The sequence below is a fragment of the Paenibacillus sp. 01T442 genome, assembly GCF_056398345.1.
This window is the reverse complement of sequence record NZ_JBFTPF010000022.1, coordinates 58,135-75,006: the sequence shown is the minus strand read 5'-3', so window position 1 is coordinate 75,006 and position 16,872 is coordinate 58,135. Positions and strand designations below refer to the sequence as shown.

At 43.9% G+C, this 16,872-nt stretch carries 12 protein-coding genes and 3 pseudogenes; 4 read left to right on the top strand and 11 right to left on the bottom strand.

Features of this window, described 5'->3' with window-relative positions; translation table 11 throughout:
- Positions 1-102: 102 nt before the first annotated feature.
- From AC1DLM_RS18390 to AC1DLM_RS18355, 8 genes are all read right to left on the bottom strand, one after another.
- Positions 103-2,352, bottom strand: a complete 2,250-nt coding sequence (locus tag AC1DLM_RS18390) for an AraC family transcriptional regulator (RefSeq protein ID WP_441989164.1) — start codon at positions 2,350-2,352, stop codon at positions 103-105.
- Between the two features lie 85 nt (positions 2,353-2,437).
- Positions 2,438-3,481, bottom strand: a complete 1,044-nt coding sequence (locus AC1DLM_RS18385) for a glycoside hydrolase family 130 protein (protein WP_441989163.1) — start codon at positions 3,479-3,481, stop codon at positions 2,438-2,440.
- An 85-nt stretch (positions 3,482-3,566) separates the two neighbouring features.
- Entirely contained in the window at positions 3,567-5,132 is a 1,566-nt protein-coding gene (locus tag AC1DLM_RS18380; RefSeq protein ID WP_441989162.1) for an extracellular solute-binding protein, read from the bottom strand.
- A gap of 60 nt (positions 5,133-5,192) precedes the next feature.
- Positions 5,193-6,080 carry a carbohydrate ABC transporter permease gene (locus AC1DLM_RS18375; protein ID WP_477570771.1) on the bottom strand — a complete coding sequence of 296 codons (888 nt, stop codon included), beginning with the start codon at positions 6,078-6,080 and terminating at the stop codon, positions 5,193-5,195.
- A gap of 13 nt (positions 6,081-6,093) precedes the next feature.
- Complete coding sequence (locus tag AC1DLM_RS18370) at positions 6,094-7,005, bottom strand: ABC transporter permease (protein ID WP_477570770.1); 912 nt, start codon at positions 7,003-7,005, stop codon at positions 6,094-6,096.
- Positions 7,006-7,348: 343 nt separating this feature from the next.
- Positions 7,349-8,230 carry a carbohydrate ABC transporter permease gene (locus AC1DLM_RS18365; protein ID WP_477570769.1) on the bottom strand — a complete coding sequence of 294 codons (882 nt, stop codon included), beginning with the start codon at positions 8,228-8,230 and terminating at the stop codon, positions 7,349-7,351.
- A 12-nt stretch (positions 8,231-8,242) separates the two neighbouring features.
- Positions 8,243-9,184: an ABC transporter permease gene (locus tag AC1DLM_RS18360; RefSeq protein ID WP_441989289.1), complete on the bottom strand. Its 942-nt coding sequence runs from the start codon at positions 9,182-9,184 to the stop codon at positions 8,243-8,245.
- Positions 9,185-9,256: 72 nt separating this feature from the next.
- Complete coding sequence (locus tag AC1DLM_RS18355; protein WP_477570768.1) at positions 9,257-10,942, bottom strand: extracellular solute-binding protein; 1,686 nt, start codon at positions 10,940-10,942, stop codon at positions 9,257-9,259.
- Positions 10,943-11,377: 435 nt separating this feature from the next.
- On the opposite strand from AC1DLM_RS18355, the gene AC1DLM_RS18350 reads away from it, so the two are divergent.
- The 3 genes and pseudogenes from AC1DLM_RS18350 to AC1DLM_RS18340 all read left to right on the top strand — a co-directional run bounded on the left by AC1DLM_RS18350 (position 11,378) and on the right by AC1DLM_RS18340 (position 14,547).
- Positions 11,378-13,750: a helix-turn-helix domain-containing protein gene (locus AC1DLM_RS18350; RefSeq protein WP_477570767.1), complete on the top strand. Its 2,373-nt coding sequence runs from the start codon at positions 11,378-11,380 to the stop codon at positions 13,748-13,750.
- 238 nt (positions 13,751-13,988) lie between these two features.
- Positions 13,989-14,165, top strand: a pseudogene (locus AC1DLM_RS18345) (metalloregulator ArsR/SmtB family transcription factor); the annotation flags it as partial.
- A gap of 190 nt (positions 14,166-14,355) precedes the next feature.
- Positions 14,356-14,547: a hypothetical protein gene (locus AC1DLM_RS18340; protein ID WP_441989156.1), complete on the top strand. Its 192-nt coding sequence runs from the start codon at positions 14,356-14,358 to the stop codon at positions 14,545-14,547.
- Positions 14,548-14,690: 143 nt separating this feature from the next.
- Here the strand turns inward: AC1DLM_RS18340 and AC1DLM_RS18335 are convergent, their stop codons facing one another.
- The 3 genes and pseudogenes from AC1DLM_RS18335 to AC1DLM_RS18325 form a co-directional block, all read right to left on the bottom strand.
- Positions 14,691-15,362, bottom strand: a complete 672-nt coding sequence (locus AC1DLM_RS18335; RefSeq protein ID WP_477570766.1) for an ABC transporter ATP-binding protein — start codon at positions 15,360-15,362, stop codon at positions 14,691-14,693.
- 86 nt (positions 15,363-15,448) lie between these two features.
- The gene (sigK, locus tag AC1DLM_RS18330) at positions 15,449-16,027 is read right to left on the bottom strand and encodes an RNA polymerase sporulation sigma factor SigK (RefSeq protein ID WP_441989154.1); all 579 of its coding nucleotides are present in this window, start codon (positions 16,025-16,027) and stop codon (positions 15,449-15,451) included.
- Between the two features lie 303 nt (positions 16,028-16,330).
- Positions 16,331-16,510: pseudogene (locus AC1DLM_RS18325) on the bottom strand (DDE-type integrase/transposase/recombinase); the annotation flags it as partial.
- 13 nt (positions 16,511-16,523) lie between these two features.
- Between AC1DLM_RS18325 and AC1DLM_RS18320 the strand changes: the two are divergent.
- Positions 16,524-16,837 (top strand): annotated as a pseudogene (locus AC1DLM_RS18320) (IS5/IS1182 family transposase); the annotation flags it as partial.
- Positions 16,838-16,872: the final 35 nt, after the last annotated feature.

Genomic DNA, 16,872 nt, shown 5'->3' with positions numbered 1-16,872 from the left:
CCTTTTTCAAGCTCAAAAGTAGTAGTTAACGATTTCTATTTAATGGATTGAAGAAGCCCATGGTGTAGATACTTTTGTTCTAATGAAGATCTCGCAAGTGGTTTAATTCAACTCTTCCGTTGTTTCGCGGAATTGCTTGGGCGTCATGCCTGTCGCTTTCTTAAATGCCGTAAAGAAATGGCTTTTCGCTTGAAACCCGGCTGCCTCAACTATTTGCGATACCGGCCATTCGGTGGAATGGAGCAGCTGTTTCGCCTTTTCAATGCGCTGTACAAGAATGAAATCCGACAAGCTCACCTGCAATGTATCCCTGAATATGGTCCGCACATAGTTCGGCGAAAGCCCGATGTGCAAACTGATGTCTTCGATCGAGAGGATAGGATTGTGCAAATTTTGGTTGACGAAATTGACGACAGCTGCAGCTACATCCTCTTTGCGCTTCTCCCGGCCAGGTTTCTTTACCTTCTCTTGCACGACTTGGATTTCTTTCCTCAGCCACTCGTTCACTTCATTTAAACTGCCATACTGTTCAAGCTTCAGATTAATCCCTTGCCAATTCTGAAGAGTATCCGTTTGAAGGAAAGTTTTCGCGATTTCATACATAAGACGGGCTAGATGGAATTTGCACTCCTCGAAAGGCAATTGCCGAAGCCATTGAAAAATATCATCCATCACTTTCGCCGTCTCAGCTTCATTGCCTTTATTGACTGTCTGGATCAAGGTTTTGATTAAGTCGTTCGGAATATCCTCCGATGATTTTCCCAGCAAAGACTGACGGTCCGAATGATCATAAATCTTCTCTTCTCCGGTTAAAAACTTGATGTAAGAAATCTCGAGCACATCACGGTATAGCGCGTTCAGATCAAAGGAATCCTTGAAGGTTGTTGAAAACGCGCATACGCAATTGATGTTGAGATAGCGGCTCACATTCTCTTTCGCTTCCGCCAAAGCGGCGCGAGACTCGCCATCATCCGTCGGATCCGCCATAAGAACGACGAGATGGTCGTCTTTAAAGTCTATCGATGCTGCTGTAATTCGGCGATTCCGCATCGTCTCTTCTACGATATTACCCATTGCGTATTTAAGCAGCCTGCGAGAATAATACGTATATTCCTCTTCGAAGGAAGGGTACGATTCGATCCTTACGACCGCAAGTCTCAATCTTCGGGCGCCGGCGATCGGGGTCAATTGCCGGAGGGAAACGAGCGTCAATTCCGGCAAGTTTCCGTTCTGCACCCATTGCCTAAGCAGATCTTCCCGAATAATGTGTTGGCTGGACTTAATCGACTGATCCATTTGTTCGACTTGAACGACCAGCTTGCGAATGCCGCTTCGGATCAATTCATATTCGGCTTTATCGCGAATCGCGTCGTCATGTCGGCCCTCATTCTTATGAAGCAAGCCGACCAGGTCGCTGAATGGCAAGTAATTTCTTCTTGAGATCCAGAACACAAAAAACAAAGTCAGTAAAAACATTCCGCCCGCAGAAAGCAGAATCACATTCCTCAAATGGGATACTTTGCTCTTCCACATCTCCCAAGGCATGAATTGGTAGACCGTCCAGCCCTCCGGATCAATTTTGCTGTACCGAACGGTCCATTTTTGCTTGCCGTTCTCCCATCCGAACGTTCCCGTCTCGGCTTGCGATTTATCTGGAATCGCTTGCGCCAAATTCTCCGGCACTTCACCGATGATCGGATTGCTAGAAGGATCGGTTATGATGATTTTCACTAAGCTTTGATCGTTTGACTGCATGACATAGCGTTCAAACAACTTCTGATCAAGCAGCATAATCAAATAACCTTCAGGCTTCTTTAAACCTATCGCGCGGACAGCCAGTTTAATGAAGGATTCCGAAAGATAATCATGTCTGCTAAATCGAAGATACGGTTCGGAACCTTCAACTATTTCCTGCAGCAGTGGCTGATCATAGAATTCACTATAATCGAACATGGCTTCGCGCGAGGTCAACACGCGCTTTCCGGAAGTGCTGATCAAATCGATATTATAGATAAAGGGTTCTGAAGAGATATATTTCTTGATATTATTGTTCAACCTGACAAGCAGTTGAGGATCATCGTAATCCGTGAACCATCCTTGTACAGTCTCGTCCTCATACATCCTCATTCCATAGAGGCGCAGCTTATAGAGGGTAAACTTCGTGTTTTCAATGATTTGGCCGAGCTGGGTTTGGGCAGCCTGGTCGATTTCCTCACGCGCAGACATAGAAAAAATTTGGACAAGGTACAATGAAAAGACAGTTACGATAATCGTAAAGAGGATCGCGAATGTGGCAAACACTCGGAGATATGTTTTATGAAGAGACCATTTCAGTCTTTTTATTCTACGCATAATAGTCCCTCACACCTGTTGGAATAACTCTATTGTACCCAGCAGGCTCGGTTTTCGATAGTTCTGGTTTTTACAATGATGAAATTCAGAACGTACGATAAATATCCTCGAGAGAAAGATCCGCGCAAGCCATCACCTCATCCGCCGCACCGTAATACATGCGTACGGTTTGATCCATCAGCAACACGCCGCAGGAAAACACGACACCGCCGAAGAATCCGTTCATCTCATAATCCGTTTCGGGCATCAAGACCGGAACACGGGACCTGGCAAGCACCTTCCCAGGATCCTTCCTATCCAGCAGTACTGCTCCCATACAGTATCGATCGTTCACATCGGCTCCATGATACAGCTCAAGCCACCCATCATTCGTTAGAAAGGGTACCGCGCCTCCGCCGATTCTCCCGTTATCCCAGCTTTGCTCACTTAAGCCGATCAGGAACCGATGATTTCCCCAGTGCATCAGATCCGGAGATTCCGCAATCCACATCTCCGGCGAACCGATTGATTTCGGGACAGGACGATGCAGCATAAAGTACTTGCCTTCAATTTTACCAGGAAAGATCGCAACGTCTTTATTTTCCGGCGGCAGAATTAATCCAAGTCTCTCAAAGTTATGAAAATCGTCCGTTACCGCCAATCTTACCGCTACGCCCTTGGGAGATACGGCACTATAAGTGATGTAATAACGATTGCCCAGCTGAGTGATCCTCGGATCCTCGATACCCCAAGTCTCCTCGGCATCAATCGGAAACAACGACGGATGCTCGTCGATAACGAACCGGACTCCGTCTTTGCTTCGCGCAACCCGCAGATGCGATATCGAGGTTAAATAAGCGTACCGTCCTTGTTCTTTCACGACACGCGAATCTTCATAGTTATATCTAGGATCGTTCTTGTTCAGATATTTGATCTCGAGCGTCCCATCCTGCTCGTTCAATACGGGTACGGCTATATAGTTTCCCGGCACATGGACGGGCATCTCCGCAACTCGGAGCAGCAAGACGATCTCGTCATTGATGGCAGCCACCCCGGCATTGAACACGCCGACGACTTTAAAATCGGGTCTACTGGGCTTCACATGGTTAGTCGAAATAATCGGATTCTCTTCTAGTCTGCCTATTCTCATCTTGTTCTCCTTCATCGTTTATACGGATAGCCGCATCGCGCCGAAGCAGTTACAGCTTCGGGCGCGATAGCAGCCTGCAGTTAGCTTAATGACGGGAAATATAAGCGTCTAGTTGTTTTTGATACTCGTCTTGAACTTTTTTAAGCGTGTTGCCTAACTTAGATTTGAATTCCTCCATCCCTTTGTTGGGATCAAGCCCGCCGAGCAGAATCGGATAGACGAATGAATTGGCTTTCAGCGTCGCCACTTCCTGGGCGACCGGATCAGGATTGAATGTAAAACCTGCATCCACAGATTTGATGAAATTTTTTGAATCTTTCGTCCATCTCCACCACTTCAAATCTTCTTCTGATAATGTAGAATTATAGCGTTCCAATGTCGGATTCCATATCCAGTCGTAGCCGAAGAGCGGGTAATCCGCACTAAGCGGCTTATAGCCATCCTTGCCTACCGCTTCCCAATCTTGTCCCTCGATGCCATAACTAAGCAGATCATAATTTTCCTTCTGATTCGCCCAGTCAAGGAACTTGATGGACCGTTCTTTATTCTTGCTTGTCTTTGGAATACTGATAAAGTTCCATTGTTTGAAATCGGAAACGTATTTCTGAGACGGGTCTAGCAGCGTCAGCCACTCTACTTCGCCGCCGAGCTTCTTCACCGCGTCTTGCATATTTTGCTTAACGCCTACGTCCGCAATGGTGATCGCTGCAGTTTTACCGTTCATGAACAGATCCTGTTCGTTTTTTACAGCCAAATTATCTTTGTTGATGATGCCATCCTCATACCACTTGCGCATATTCTGGATGCCTGCCCAAATTCCGGCGTCTTTCTCTTCGAGCATGTTGTAGATTTTGCCGTTGTTATTTTTCTTGTATAGGAACGGGAACAGCTGTGCGATTTCTTGTTTATAGTCATAGACGGGATCGTAGTTGAACTTATAAGCATTCGTAATCCGGTCCGTATCTACCATCGTAGTAAGAGGACTCATGCCCTTCTCGTTCTCTTTCACTTTATACAAATAAGCATTGAAATCCTCGAAGGTTTTGATCTTTCCTAACCCATATTTCTCACGTAAATCTTTGCGAATATAAATGCCACGGATTTGGTAATGCGAGATACCTAGCGGAATTCCGTACACCTTGCCTTCAAACTTGTTGGCATCCCACATGTCTTGGGGGCGAGTGCTAATGATATTGGGCCCGTACTGCTTCAACAATTCGTCCAGCGGCTCATAAGCGTTCGAAGAAACCATTTTGTTCATGTGGAGCCATGGCGCGTCGAAAATGAGGTCAATACTCTCGCCGGAGGCGAGCGCCACCGAAGTCTTGCTGTCTAAATCAGACCAAGGAATGAAAGTAATATCCAGCTTAGCGTTGATCGTCGAAGCCATCCGTTTCTCAACTTCCGCAATGACAGCGTTCATCTTCTTCGGACGGTCGCCAGGAATATAGATTTTGAGCGTAACAGGGTCTAGCGCTTTCGACCCGCTGCCGTTCCCTTTAGCCGCCGTTTCTCCGGCATTTCCGCCGTTCGTTGTTGATTTTCCTTCGTTGTTGTTCCCGCTGCAGGCGGATAGGATACTCGATAAAACAAGAATCAGGACAACGAACATGAGCAGCCTGCTCTTTTCTTTAGACTTGAAGTAACTCATTGCTTTTCCTCCCTTTTTTGTTCACACATGTATGCTCAACCGAATTCGGTTAACGCCGTTTTACCCTTTGACCGAACCAACCGTCAATCCCTTTACAAAATATCGTTGAAGGAATGGATACAATAAAACGATGGGGCCGATTGTCAGACATACAGTCGCCAGCTGTACACCATAGGACGGAATAGCCTGCGTATAGCTTGTGCCTGAACCTTGGATGTACGATGCGGCGTTAATATTGGAGATCAATTGGCGAATCATAATTTGTAATGGGTGCAGGGTTTCATCGTCGATAAATAACAAAGCCAGCCACCAATCATTCCAGTATTGCAGCGCATACAAAAGCGTAACGGTTGCCAGCACCGGTGTGGAGATGGGGAGAATAATCCGGAAAAAGGTTCGGTATTCMCCAGCTCCGTCTACGGTAGCCGCCTCATTCAACTCGTACGGCGTTGTCCGGAAGAACGCGACCATAACGAAGGTATTAAATGGATTTAGCACATAAGGCAAGATGAGTGCCCAGATCGTGTCCTTCAGGTGATACCAGTTCGCGATCATCAGGTAGAACCCTACTAAACCTGATCCGAACAGCATAGTAAAATAAGTAAGAAAAGCCAGAGTGTTGCGAAATCGAACCTTGCGATGCGAAAGGACGTATGCGTACATAGAAGTTATGAGTACCGCAATCAGCGTTCCCAGGATCGTAACCGAAATAGTAACGCCATAGCTGCGGTAAACCTGTCCTCCATTGAGCAGAAAGTGGTATGCGAATAAACTCAGTTTTTCCGGAATAATCTGGAAGCCATTAACGCGAAGCGCATTCTCATCAGTAAATGATCCGATAAGGACCATCCAAAAAGGAATCAAACAGAATAACATGAAAATGGTTGTAATCAGATACGATGACATGCTCAGGATGCGATCGTTCAGTCCATAAACCTTTCGTCTCAAATCAGATCACCTCCTAGAACAGTTTGGAATCAGGGTCGTATAATTTGATGATCCAATTAAAAAAGAGGATCGTGATCAAGCCCATCACGGATTGATAGAGCGATACGGAGGAAGCCATCCCGAAGTCGCCAAGCCCGCGCAAAGCCCTGTAGGAATAGGTATCGATAACGTCTGTTGTCGGAAACAGCAGGCTATTCTCCCCGACAATTCCGTAAATCATCCCGAAATCGCCGTAAAAGATCCGACCGATGGCAAGCAATGTCAGGATGATGATGGTCGGGCGCATCATCGGAAGAGTAATATGCAGAATTTGCTTGAACCGACTTGCTCCGTCGATCGTCGAGCTCTCATACAACTCATCGGGTATCCCGGAGATTGCAGCCAGAAAGATGACCGAATTGTATCCGGCGAACTTCCATATGGAAACTATTGTTAATATAGCTGGCCAATACGAAGGCGAGCTGTACCAATCGACGCCGGTCACACCCCATTTCTCCAGCTGCAGATTGACCAGGCCGTTCGTGGAATTCAGCAATCCGAACACCATCAGGCTGACAACCAGCCAAGATACGAAGTACGGTAAGAAGATGAACGTCTGTGCTAGCTTCTTATAGATCCGCGATCGAATTTCATTTAATAGAATTGAGATGATCAATGCTGTCCCCAATCCAAAAAAAATAAAAAGCGCGTTAAGACCCAGTGTGTTTAAGGTAATCCGGATCCACTCCGTACCCCCGAAGAGAAACTTAAAGTTCTCGAAACCGTTCCAAGAGCTCCCCCAGATCCCTTCCGTAATTCTGAACTGTTTGAAGGCAATAATGTGACCGGCCATCGGCAAGTAGGCAAATAAAATGAGAAAAAGTATACCCGGCAATGCCATCACATAAAGACTACGATTTCGTACAATATCTCTCAGCAACCCCATGATGTTCTCTCCCTTCCATGCACACATTTTAGGTTTAGCCGATTGGTTCTGTAAAGTTCTTGTTTTAATAAACGGCCATTAAACAGGTGCGCAAGGAAGTTCTGATCTTAACTAAAAGTACACGTGCCATTACTGACATCAACCGGAACGCGTCTGTTCAACATTAGTTGTTGGCGGCGGCAAGTCATGGAATGATGAATAACTCTCGAGTTTTGTTGAGATTGAGCCATTTTTCGACAAGACTTTTCTCTGCCCAGATCAAATACCATCGGATAAAAATCCGATGGTATTTGATCTTATGGCAGCCACATTATATATTCGCTTCTTGCCATAATTGTCAGGTTTAACCTTTGAGCGCTCCAACCATTACTCCCTTAACAAAATACTTCTGCAAGAATGGATATGCTGCCAGGATAGKGAGTGTAGCAACCATAATAGTTGCATATTTGATCGTTTCTCCAATTGACTGTCTGTCCTGTGCTACTGTTCCGGACATCATTTCATCCGTACTGTTGGAAATCAGAATTTCCCTCAGCGCCAACTGTAACGGCCATAAATCCCGATTTCTCAAGTAAATCATGGCGCCAAACCACGCATTCCAGTGGCCTACCCCATAATACAGCACCATAACGGCAATGGTTGGCAAAGCCAGTGGCAAAATGATTTTGAATAGGATGGTGAAATCATGTGCGCCATCGATATGGGCAGATTCTACCAAACTGTCCGGAATTCCCTGGAACGCCGTTCTCATGATAATCAGATTCCAGGTTCCGATTGCTCCGGGAATGATCAAAGCCCATAATGAATCCATTAAACCGAGATTCTTGACTAACAAGAAATTGGGAATCAGCCCACCACCGAAAAACATGGTGAAAACAATCATGATGGTAATCGGCTTTCTCCAGAAGAAATCTTTCCTGGAGAGAACAAAAGCTCCCATGGATGTCATCATAATATTGTAAGCCGTGCCCACCACTACAATAAAGAGGGTATTCATATACCCGGTATAAATGATTGGATTTTTTAACACAGCTTTATAAGCATTTAGACTCAAGCCCAATGGCTTCAGAAGTAAGCCGCTATGGGCTGTAAGCTCATCTGCACTGCTCAAAGATGCAAAAATAACATAAACAAACGGATAGGCCGTTATCACAGCTAGAGCTGCTAATAAAATAACATTCACCGAATCAAAAATGTAATCCCCAACTGTCTTTTTGACAACCATGCCTTCCACTCCTTACCACAGACTGGTTTCATTAACCTTACGGCTTGTATAGTTTGCTGCTACGATTAGAATCAGGTTCACTACAGAGTTAAATAGCCCCACCGCTGCACTGAAGCTGTAATTTGCCTCCACCAATCCACGTCGGTACACATAGGATGAAATGATATCCGCTGTTTCATAAGTACTGGGATTATAAAGCAATATGACTTTTTCATATCCTTCACTCATCATATGGCCAAAATTCATGATCAACAGGATCACGATTGTGGGAGCAATTCCCGGTAGAGTGATATGGACAAACTGTTTCCACCTTCCGGCTCCGTCAATGGTTACCGCATCATATAACTCCGTGTCAATAGCGGTGAGGGCAGCGAGATAGATAATCGACCCCCAACCTACGCCCTGCCAGATGCCTGTACCTACATAAATTGTCCTAAACCATCCTGCTTCAACAAGAAAGATCGTTCGAGAGCCTCCAAAATAAGCAATAATATCATTGATCAGGCCGCCTTTTGCGAAAAAATCAATAATCATGCCACAGATAACCACCGTTGAAACAAAGTGTGGTAAATAGGTAACGGTTTGGATCGTCTTTTTAAAATATTTACTTTTGATTTCATTAAGCAATAACGCCAAAATAATAGGTGCCGGAAAAGAAAAGATAAGCTGATAGGAATTGATTAATAAGGTATTTCGGATGACTCTCCATGCGGAGATACTGTTAAAGAAATCATGAAAATGTTTTAGTCCTACCCAGTTACTGTCCCAGATTCCTTTTACGGGGCTAAATTGTTTAAACGCGATGATGACCCCGTACATTGGAACGTAGTGAAACAAGATATACCAGGCTACTACGGGCAGGGCCATCAATATCAACCATTTATTTTTTTTATAATCTTTTTTTATTGCCTGAATGAGGCTTGGCTTGTTGTATATCAAATGTTGCGGCTGCATCTTTACTTCTGGCACTATTGGAACCTCCCTGTATGGTGAAATGGGGGAATTTCTTCCCCCATTTCAATCATGCTATTTAGCAAAGATGTCGCTGATATTAAACGAATGCGGATTTAATGCCTGCGGGAATTTTTTAATGAACCGATCATAGGCGCCCTGTCTAACTTTGTTGATATCCTCAATACCTAGCTTTTTGATTTGCTCCACATATTTATCCCAAGTAGCATCCACATCTTCTTTCCCCATAAGCCACTTCAGGAACATTTCATCCTTATACGTATTAATTTCATTTTGTTTGGTAGTGGTTTGAGAGACTTCATCTGGAGTCAAATTCCCTCTATAGTTTTTATTGGCCTTGGTGACCTGCTCCGCATATTTGGTCCAGGTTTTAAGTGACTCTTGTTGCTGTGGCAACGCCATGTACTGTTCAAAATACCTCCTATCCTGTACAAAGGGTCCGTCTTTAAAGGCGCGGGTATAAAATGTTCCCATGGTTGCGATAGGCTGTCCGTTGGGATTATTCGTAACCAGCTCCGTATATTTGGGATACCCATTATCCATCTTATAGCTGACGCCCTCAATGCCGAAGTTATAGAGCATGGATCCTTCCTTCGTATAGCCATAATTCAAGAATGCGAGTGCTTCCTTCAGATTTTTCTTAGCTGTGCTGGTAATGTTCCATGCACCGTTGCTGACGGTGGGGCCGTCCTTCGGCATAAAGGGATTGAAGTCACCTTTCTTAAGTACGGGATACGGCATGGCGACCTGGTCAAATTTCGGATCTTTCTTCGCCATCAACGGCAAGTATTTGCCCAGACCTGAACCCGTGTTTCCAACGGTTGCACCAGCTTGATTTCCAGTAATTTTGGCATCGATCGTCTTGGAATTATTCGTAGCCAATTCGGGGTCTAATAGACCGTCCTTATACCATTTTACCATGGTCTTGGTATATTCCTTGAACCTTGGGTCAATCGCTCCGTATACGACCTTGCCATTCTCAATAAAGTGATCCTGGCTAATCCCCCATGCTCCGGTAAAGTAGGTCCCTTTAATATTTCCGACACTTCCGGTAAAAGGCGCGGTTGCCCCCTTCTTTTCTTTGAAGGCTTTCAATACGGTATACATTTCGTCGATGGTTTCCGGCACTTGCAGTCCCAGATCATTCAACCAGTCTTTACGCATAAAGCCTCCAAAGAAAGTGTAGATACTCTCATCACCCTTGAGGAAAGGGACATAAAACTGCTTTCCATCCTCTGTCTCTACATCCATTAATAAATTAGGATAGGCTTTATAGATTTTGGCAAGATCTGGTGCATATTTAGGGATTTCATTCTTGATGTCAACCAGTATCCCGTCTTCGTAGGCTTTTGTCCTTCCTCCAGGATAGTCTCCAAAGGTACCCACAATAAAATCCGGTATATCGCCGGACGCAAGCATAAGATTAAACTGTTCTTTCGCCGAGCCCTCTGTAGGATGGATATATTCAATCTTAACATTTAGCCTCTTCTCCAGCTCTTTGTTCAGTGCGGATTCGGCATAATTCTTCATCACCGAAAGAGAAGTACTCATCAGGGGATCCCAGACGCGGAATGTTACCGTTTTCTCAAAAGGTAATTTTATTGCGGTATCCGTCGAAGTCGAATTCGTTGTTTCAGCCCCTTTTTCCGCCTCTCCACATCCTGTCATCATCACAGATGTTAAAAGCGCTATCAAGAGGGAACCGGTCGTCATCTTGTTAAAAACCTTTTTACTTTTCAACACTTTTTCCTCCCCATAAATTTCATGTTTTTGCCACACGCAATTGTAACCTGACTGCAAGCATTCACTCTACATCAACAATTACAATTGCTAGGGCAAGTGTAGTATTTCTATCAACCGTAAATCAATCTCCATCCAACAGAATGCGTATTCAAAATCCCCAAAACCAATATCAAATTTGAGCAAATCATCATCAAAAAACAAAAAACGGTGCAACGCCTAACGATGTCTGCTTCCTACGGCACTGCCGGAGTGCCGCCAGTCAGGCAGCACAGGAAGGGCATGCTCCAAGTTGTAGGCCATAGATGGTCTTATAAAGCCTGCGGGAAAATTATGGAATTTCATTTATAATGTATTGTAGTATACTATTTAGGAACGTAAACTCTCCAAGACTGGTAATCCCTGCTTGCGGAGCATGGAGACGAACCTTCGAATGTGGCTGAAGATCCGGGTACCCTCCTTCTGTGCGGAATTTTGTTACCCGAACTCACTAATCATAATAATGAGGGGGATCTCATGAACGTAAAGAGAGTTTTGAACACTAGAAATAGTATCATTTTCACCCAAATTTTATCTTATATTTTGATTCTGTTAATTCCTACCATTTTCACTGGAATCGTTTATTTTGTTACTGTAAGGACCATTGAGCAAGAAACAAACAGGGCAAATCTTGCTATGCTGAAACAAGTTCAGCTGAATATGGACAACATCTTAAAGGATGCCGAGCGCTTAAGTTTTGATATTGCCTTTAACCCGGATATTCAATTGCTGGCCACTTCGCAGGAAACGAACTGGAATAACAAACAGTATGAGGTTTCTGAGATCGTAAAAGATTTCAAAAGGATGAATATAACGAATGGCTACATTGATAATTTTTATGTGTACCTTAAAAACTTGGATGCTGTGATTTCTTCAACAGCAGCTTCAAGGAGTAATTATATGTACTCTTTTCTTGTCAATAAAGACATAAGGTATGAACAATGGATAGATACTCTTCAAAATACGTACAGCGGCAGATATATATCAATAGACAATAAGACAAACTCAAGTGAGAATTCCGGAGCGCTCGCTTACATGCGTTCAATCCCAATATCAAATTCGGAGAAGTCTCTTGCCACAATCGTCATCCTGTTAAATAAAGAACGATTTACTGAAATGATTCAAAATATACAATCGGCGCAGTATGGAAGTATCTTTATTTTAGACAAGGATAACAACATTCTTGCGTCGACTGCTTCTTTTCATTTATCGGACATCTTACAGGTGGAAGAGCTGAACGATAGCAATAATATGCTGGTGAAAGGACAAGGAAAGGATTCGTTAATCATATCCTATACGAAATCCGATGTATCCAAGCTAAAGTATGTTTCCATTGTTCGGCGAGAGATTGTGATGGAAAAAAGTGAGTTTACAGAAAAATTAATGATTGCAAGCATTATACTATGTTTAATTTTTGGAGGAGCAGTATCGGTATTACTTACCTGGCGTAATTATAATCCGGTTCGTAATCTCATCCGTATCGTCCAAAATGGGAAAATAAAGAACTCTTATGACAGATCCGGTAATGAATATCAGTTTATTTATGAGGCAATCCAGGATGCTCTTCAAGAAAAGGAAAAAATAAACCTGAAACTTAAACAGCAAAGCAGTGTTGTGAGAGCGGATTTTCTGCATAAGCTTTTAAAGGGGAAGTTTGGCAATATATCTGTACATCATAATGCATTTTACGCTCTTGACATGCAGTTTATATCCGGTGATTTTATAGTAGTGCTCCTCTCCATAGAAGATAAGGGCAAGCTTATTTCCTTAGGGATTGGAGATGATTTTGAAGCGAAGTCAAAGCTCCCCAGCTTTGTGATCACCAATGTTTTCGAGGAGCTCTTGGGACAAAGGTATAAGAATTTTGTTACAGAGATTGATGAGAAAATAGTATTCCTAGTGAACCTGCAGGATCCTGAAGCGGTAGATCATGTGCAGGAATTGGTAAACATTACAGAAGAGCTGCAAAACTTTTTTGGAAAATATTACAATATGATCTTTACAGTTTCCATCAGCGATGCCCACACGGGTATCCATGGTATGCAGGAAGCCTATCAGGAAGCCGTAGAAGCCCTGGAATACAAATTGATTGCCGGTAACGGAAAGATCATCAGCTTCCAAAGTCTGAAATATAATGTCAGAGATTATTTCTACCCTCGTGAAAAAGAGCAAAAATTAGTGAATTGCATCAAATCCGGAGAGTTTGAAAAAGGAAAGCAATTACTTGATGACATTATTCGCTCCAACTTTATTGACGGCACTCCCACTGCTGAAATGACAAGGTATTTTATGTTTGACCTTGCAAGTACAGTCGTAAAAACAGTAAAAGAAATATCTGCTGCTGAACCGGTGGAAAAATTGTTTGTATGTGAAACCCTAGCTGAACTGCAGGCGGAAATTACCAATACACTATCATCAGTATGTAAACGCATACAGTCAAAAACCGGTAATCGTTCCTACGAATTGAGCAGGAGTATCATCGAGTCTGTTAACACCCACTATGGAGAAGTTACTTTAAATGTAGCGATGATTGCAGAAAATCTAGGAATTACTCCCAGTTATATGTCCAAGCTCTTCAAAGAACAAACCGGAGAAACCTTGCCGGATTATATCAATAAGGTAAGGTTAGAAAAAGCGAAAGTGTTATTAAGGGACGAAAAACTCAATATCTCCGACGTGGCTGTCAAAGTAGGGTATTTAAACAGCAATGCGTTGATACGCAGTTTTAAAAAATATGAGGGAGTTACTCCGGGAAAATATAAAGAGTGATGCTCCTTTTATTCCAGCGGACCCGGAAGAGGTCTGTTTTTGTGAGGATATGAAATAAAGGATATGGTTTCTATAAACAATTTGCATGTCAAAAGATAAAATGATGTTTTACAATGAAATGGAGGATAAATACTATATCAAAAACTCCGGGCAATTCGATGCGGACAACATGATTCTGGAGTAGGTGGGCTCCGTGCCGAGCAAACGGGAGTACCGGCGTTTCATCGGGGACTAAGTGATGAAGCAGCAGGATATTGCGCTCGCCGATCCGACACGCCGAAACATCCTGACCAGGCTGTCACAGAGGCCCGCGACAGTCGGGGAGATCGCCGAGCCCTTCGAGATTTGCGCACCCGCGATCTCCCAGCACCTCAATGTGCTGGAGCGAGCAGGGCTGATCGAACGCACAGTGGCGGACCCTGTCGATGCGCACCGAGCCACTCGAACAATGAACATGAACATGTCCACATCCGCACCGGAGTTCACCATCACCCGCACCCTGTGCCTTCGACACCTCTGGAGTCCATCTCCTTCGACGTCCGCGAAGGCGGACCCTACCGCTACACAATGGTCAACGTCGAGACCGGCGAGGAGTAGGTTGGCGGATGCATATGAAACGTGCCGGCGGTTCCAGCAGTCTACAGAAAGCGGCTCTACTACTTGCTGTATCCCATCGTTCCATTGGACGTACCACTTGCGAGCAGGAAGAAAGGCAAAACCTGAAGTACCTCCTTGAGGACTACGAGAAGCTTACAGCAAGGCTGAAAGAGAACTTGTTGATAATTTTCCTTGATTAATAAAGATCATCATCACACTATTTTTATCTGACTTTTTCGTATGATACATTTATACATCAAGAATAAACCCGCGCAATTTGAACGGGTTTACAGTGTAAGTAATATCAATTCTGATGTTTAAATTTCACTAATACATTCCGTACTCAATGCACCAACCGCCCATCCCTAAACTGCACAATCCGTTTCGTCTGCTCCGCAACCTGTCGATCATGCGTAATCACAATAATCGTCCGCCCCTCCTCATTTAACCGCCTGAAAATATCCATGATCTCCACACCCGTCTTCGAATCCAGCGCTCCCGTAGGCTCATCTGCCAAGATGATCGGTGGGTCACCAGCCAACGTCCGGGCAATAGCAACCCGTTGCTGCTGCCCACCAGAAAGCTCCGAAGGAAAGTGCTTCCGGCGATCCAGCAAGTCGACCGATTCCAACGCTTGCAAAACAAGCGGCTCCCTCTGTTTCCTCGATAATCCCCGATAAATCAATGGTAGCTMTACATTTTCATAAGCACTTAATCTCGGCAGCAAGTTGAAGTTCTGAAAAACAAACCCAATCTTTCGATTCCGAATCTCAGCCAATTGTGAATCCTTCAGCGAATGAATCTGCTTCCCATCGAGCACATACAGACCTTCGTCCGAAACGTCCAAACAGCCGATGATATTCATCAGCGTGGACTTTCCAGACCCCGACGGCCCCATAATAGCAACAAACTCACCTTGTGCGATGTCTAATGAAATGTCGTCTAGGGCGCGGATTGTCTCCCCGCCCATATAATAGAATTTACTAACATGCTCAATTTGAATTAAGGCTGTCATTGTCTTCGCCTCCATTATCTGAAATCAAATAAATGAAGAATGCGATTCAATTCCAATCTATTATAATTCCAATGAATTCTATACTTTTACCGCTTCGCCTTATAAAATTCATGATACAGCTTCATCAGCGCCCGCTTCTCGATCCGCGACACATACGAACGCGAAATCCCCAGCTCCTTGGCGATCTCCCGCTGCGTCCGCTCCTCGCCGCCAAGCTCTAACCCAAACCGACCKACTACGACTTCCTTCTCACGGTCATCCAAAATCTCTAAATTTTTATATATCTTCGACTTCTCAATCTTCAGCTGCACCGCGTCCACCACGTCATCCGCTTCACTGCCGAGAATGTCAATCAGCGTAATTTCATTCCCCTCTTTGTCTGTTCCGATCGGATCATGCAAGGATACATCTTTCCGTGTTTTCTTCAAGGAGCGCAGATGCATCAGGATCTCGTTCTCAATACAACGCGCCGCAAATGTCGCCAGTTTTGTCCCTTTGTTCGGGGAGAAGGACTCGATAGCTTTGATCAGTCCAATCGTCCCGATGGAGATCAAATCTTCCAAATCTTCCCCCGTATTGTCGAATTTTTTGAGGTTGTGTACACGAAGCAAGGTAAGTTCCTTCTTTCGTATCAAGAAAAAAACGAGTAATGATAAAGACTGCACCCACGTCGAAATGGACCAGCTCCTTTTTCATACTCGTTGTCAACTCAAAAATATTTAATCCATCTTTTCGAACCGACCAACCGTCAGTCATCATTCATCTGCCCTTTTTAGGATACTCCAAGCTAAAACTGACTTTCGTAATTCAGGATAATAGTTATTAGATAAAAATAATGACTATATTTAGATAGATTTAACTTAATGAATTATCTCAATCCGCTCATCGATGCGCCAGCCCTTACCATCAATATAACGCATTGGGTTATGGTGCAAAGATTCACAAAAATCTGCCAGTTACCCCACTAACGATGTGAAGCCAAGCATTGGTTTTGTGATTTTCTTTATAAACCCGTGATCTTGCTCCACAATGTTGTTAAGATACTTTGTCTGTCTAATCAAGGTTTCTTTTGTTAAGGATTCCTCATTTATTAATTCTTGTATGGCTGGTGGATATACTGGATTTTTATCCAAGGTGATTACATGTGGGATTTGAGTATGTGGTCATATGGCAATCCGAAAAGCGCAGCAAGGAAAAAAAGGTGTTGGGACAAACCAAACCGATACCTACTATTTTGACGTAGAGAAATGCAAGCGATGCCCTTTTCAAGAAGGCTGCTACAAGGCAGACGCGAAAAGTAAATCGTATTCGGTAAGTATTAATCCGAAGAGCATACTGAGCAAATTGCATCTCAGGAAAGTGAGCATTTCAAGGAGAAATCCAAAGAACGCTACAAGATTGGAGGGATGGAGCTTCAAGGAGCGATGGGGATTTTTGCAGTGAATCTGAAGCGAATATTGAAACTGAATGACTAAAAACTAATAAACCAACAGGGCATTACTGTGTAAAA

Excerpts from the sequence above, each read along its gene's own strand:
- AC1DLM_RS18360 (WP_441989289.1), bottom strand. The coding sequence starts at position 9,184 with ATGCAGCCGCAACATTTGATATACAACAAGCCAAGCCTCATTCAGGCA.
- AC1DLM_RS18385 (WP_441989163.1), bottom strand. The coding sequence starts at position 3,481 with ATGAGAATAGGCAGACTAGAAGAGAATCCGATTATTTCGACTAACCAT.
- AC1DLM_RS18390 (WP_441989164.1), bottom strand. The coding sequence starts at position 2,352 with ATGCGTAGAATAAAAAGACTGAAATGGTCTCTTCATAAAACATATCTC.
- AC1DLM_RS18380 (WP_441989162.1), bottom strand. The coding sequence starts at position 5,132 with ATGAGTTACTTCAAGTCTAAAGAAAAGAGCAGGCTGCTCATGTTCGTT.
- AC1DLM_RS18370 (WP_477570770.1), bottom strand. The coding sequence starts at position 7,005 with ATGGGGTTGCTGAGAGATATTGTACGAAATCGTAGTCTTTATGTGATG.
- AC1DLM_RS18340 (WP_441989156.1), top strand. The coding sequence starts at position 14,356 with ATGCATATGAAACGTGCCGGCGGTTCCAGCAGTCTACAGAAAGCGGCT.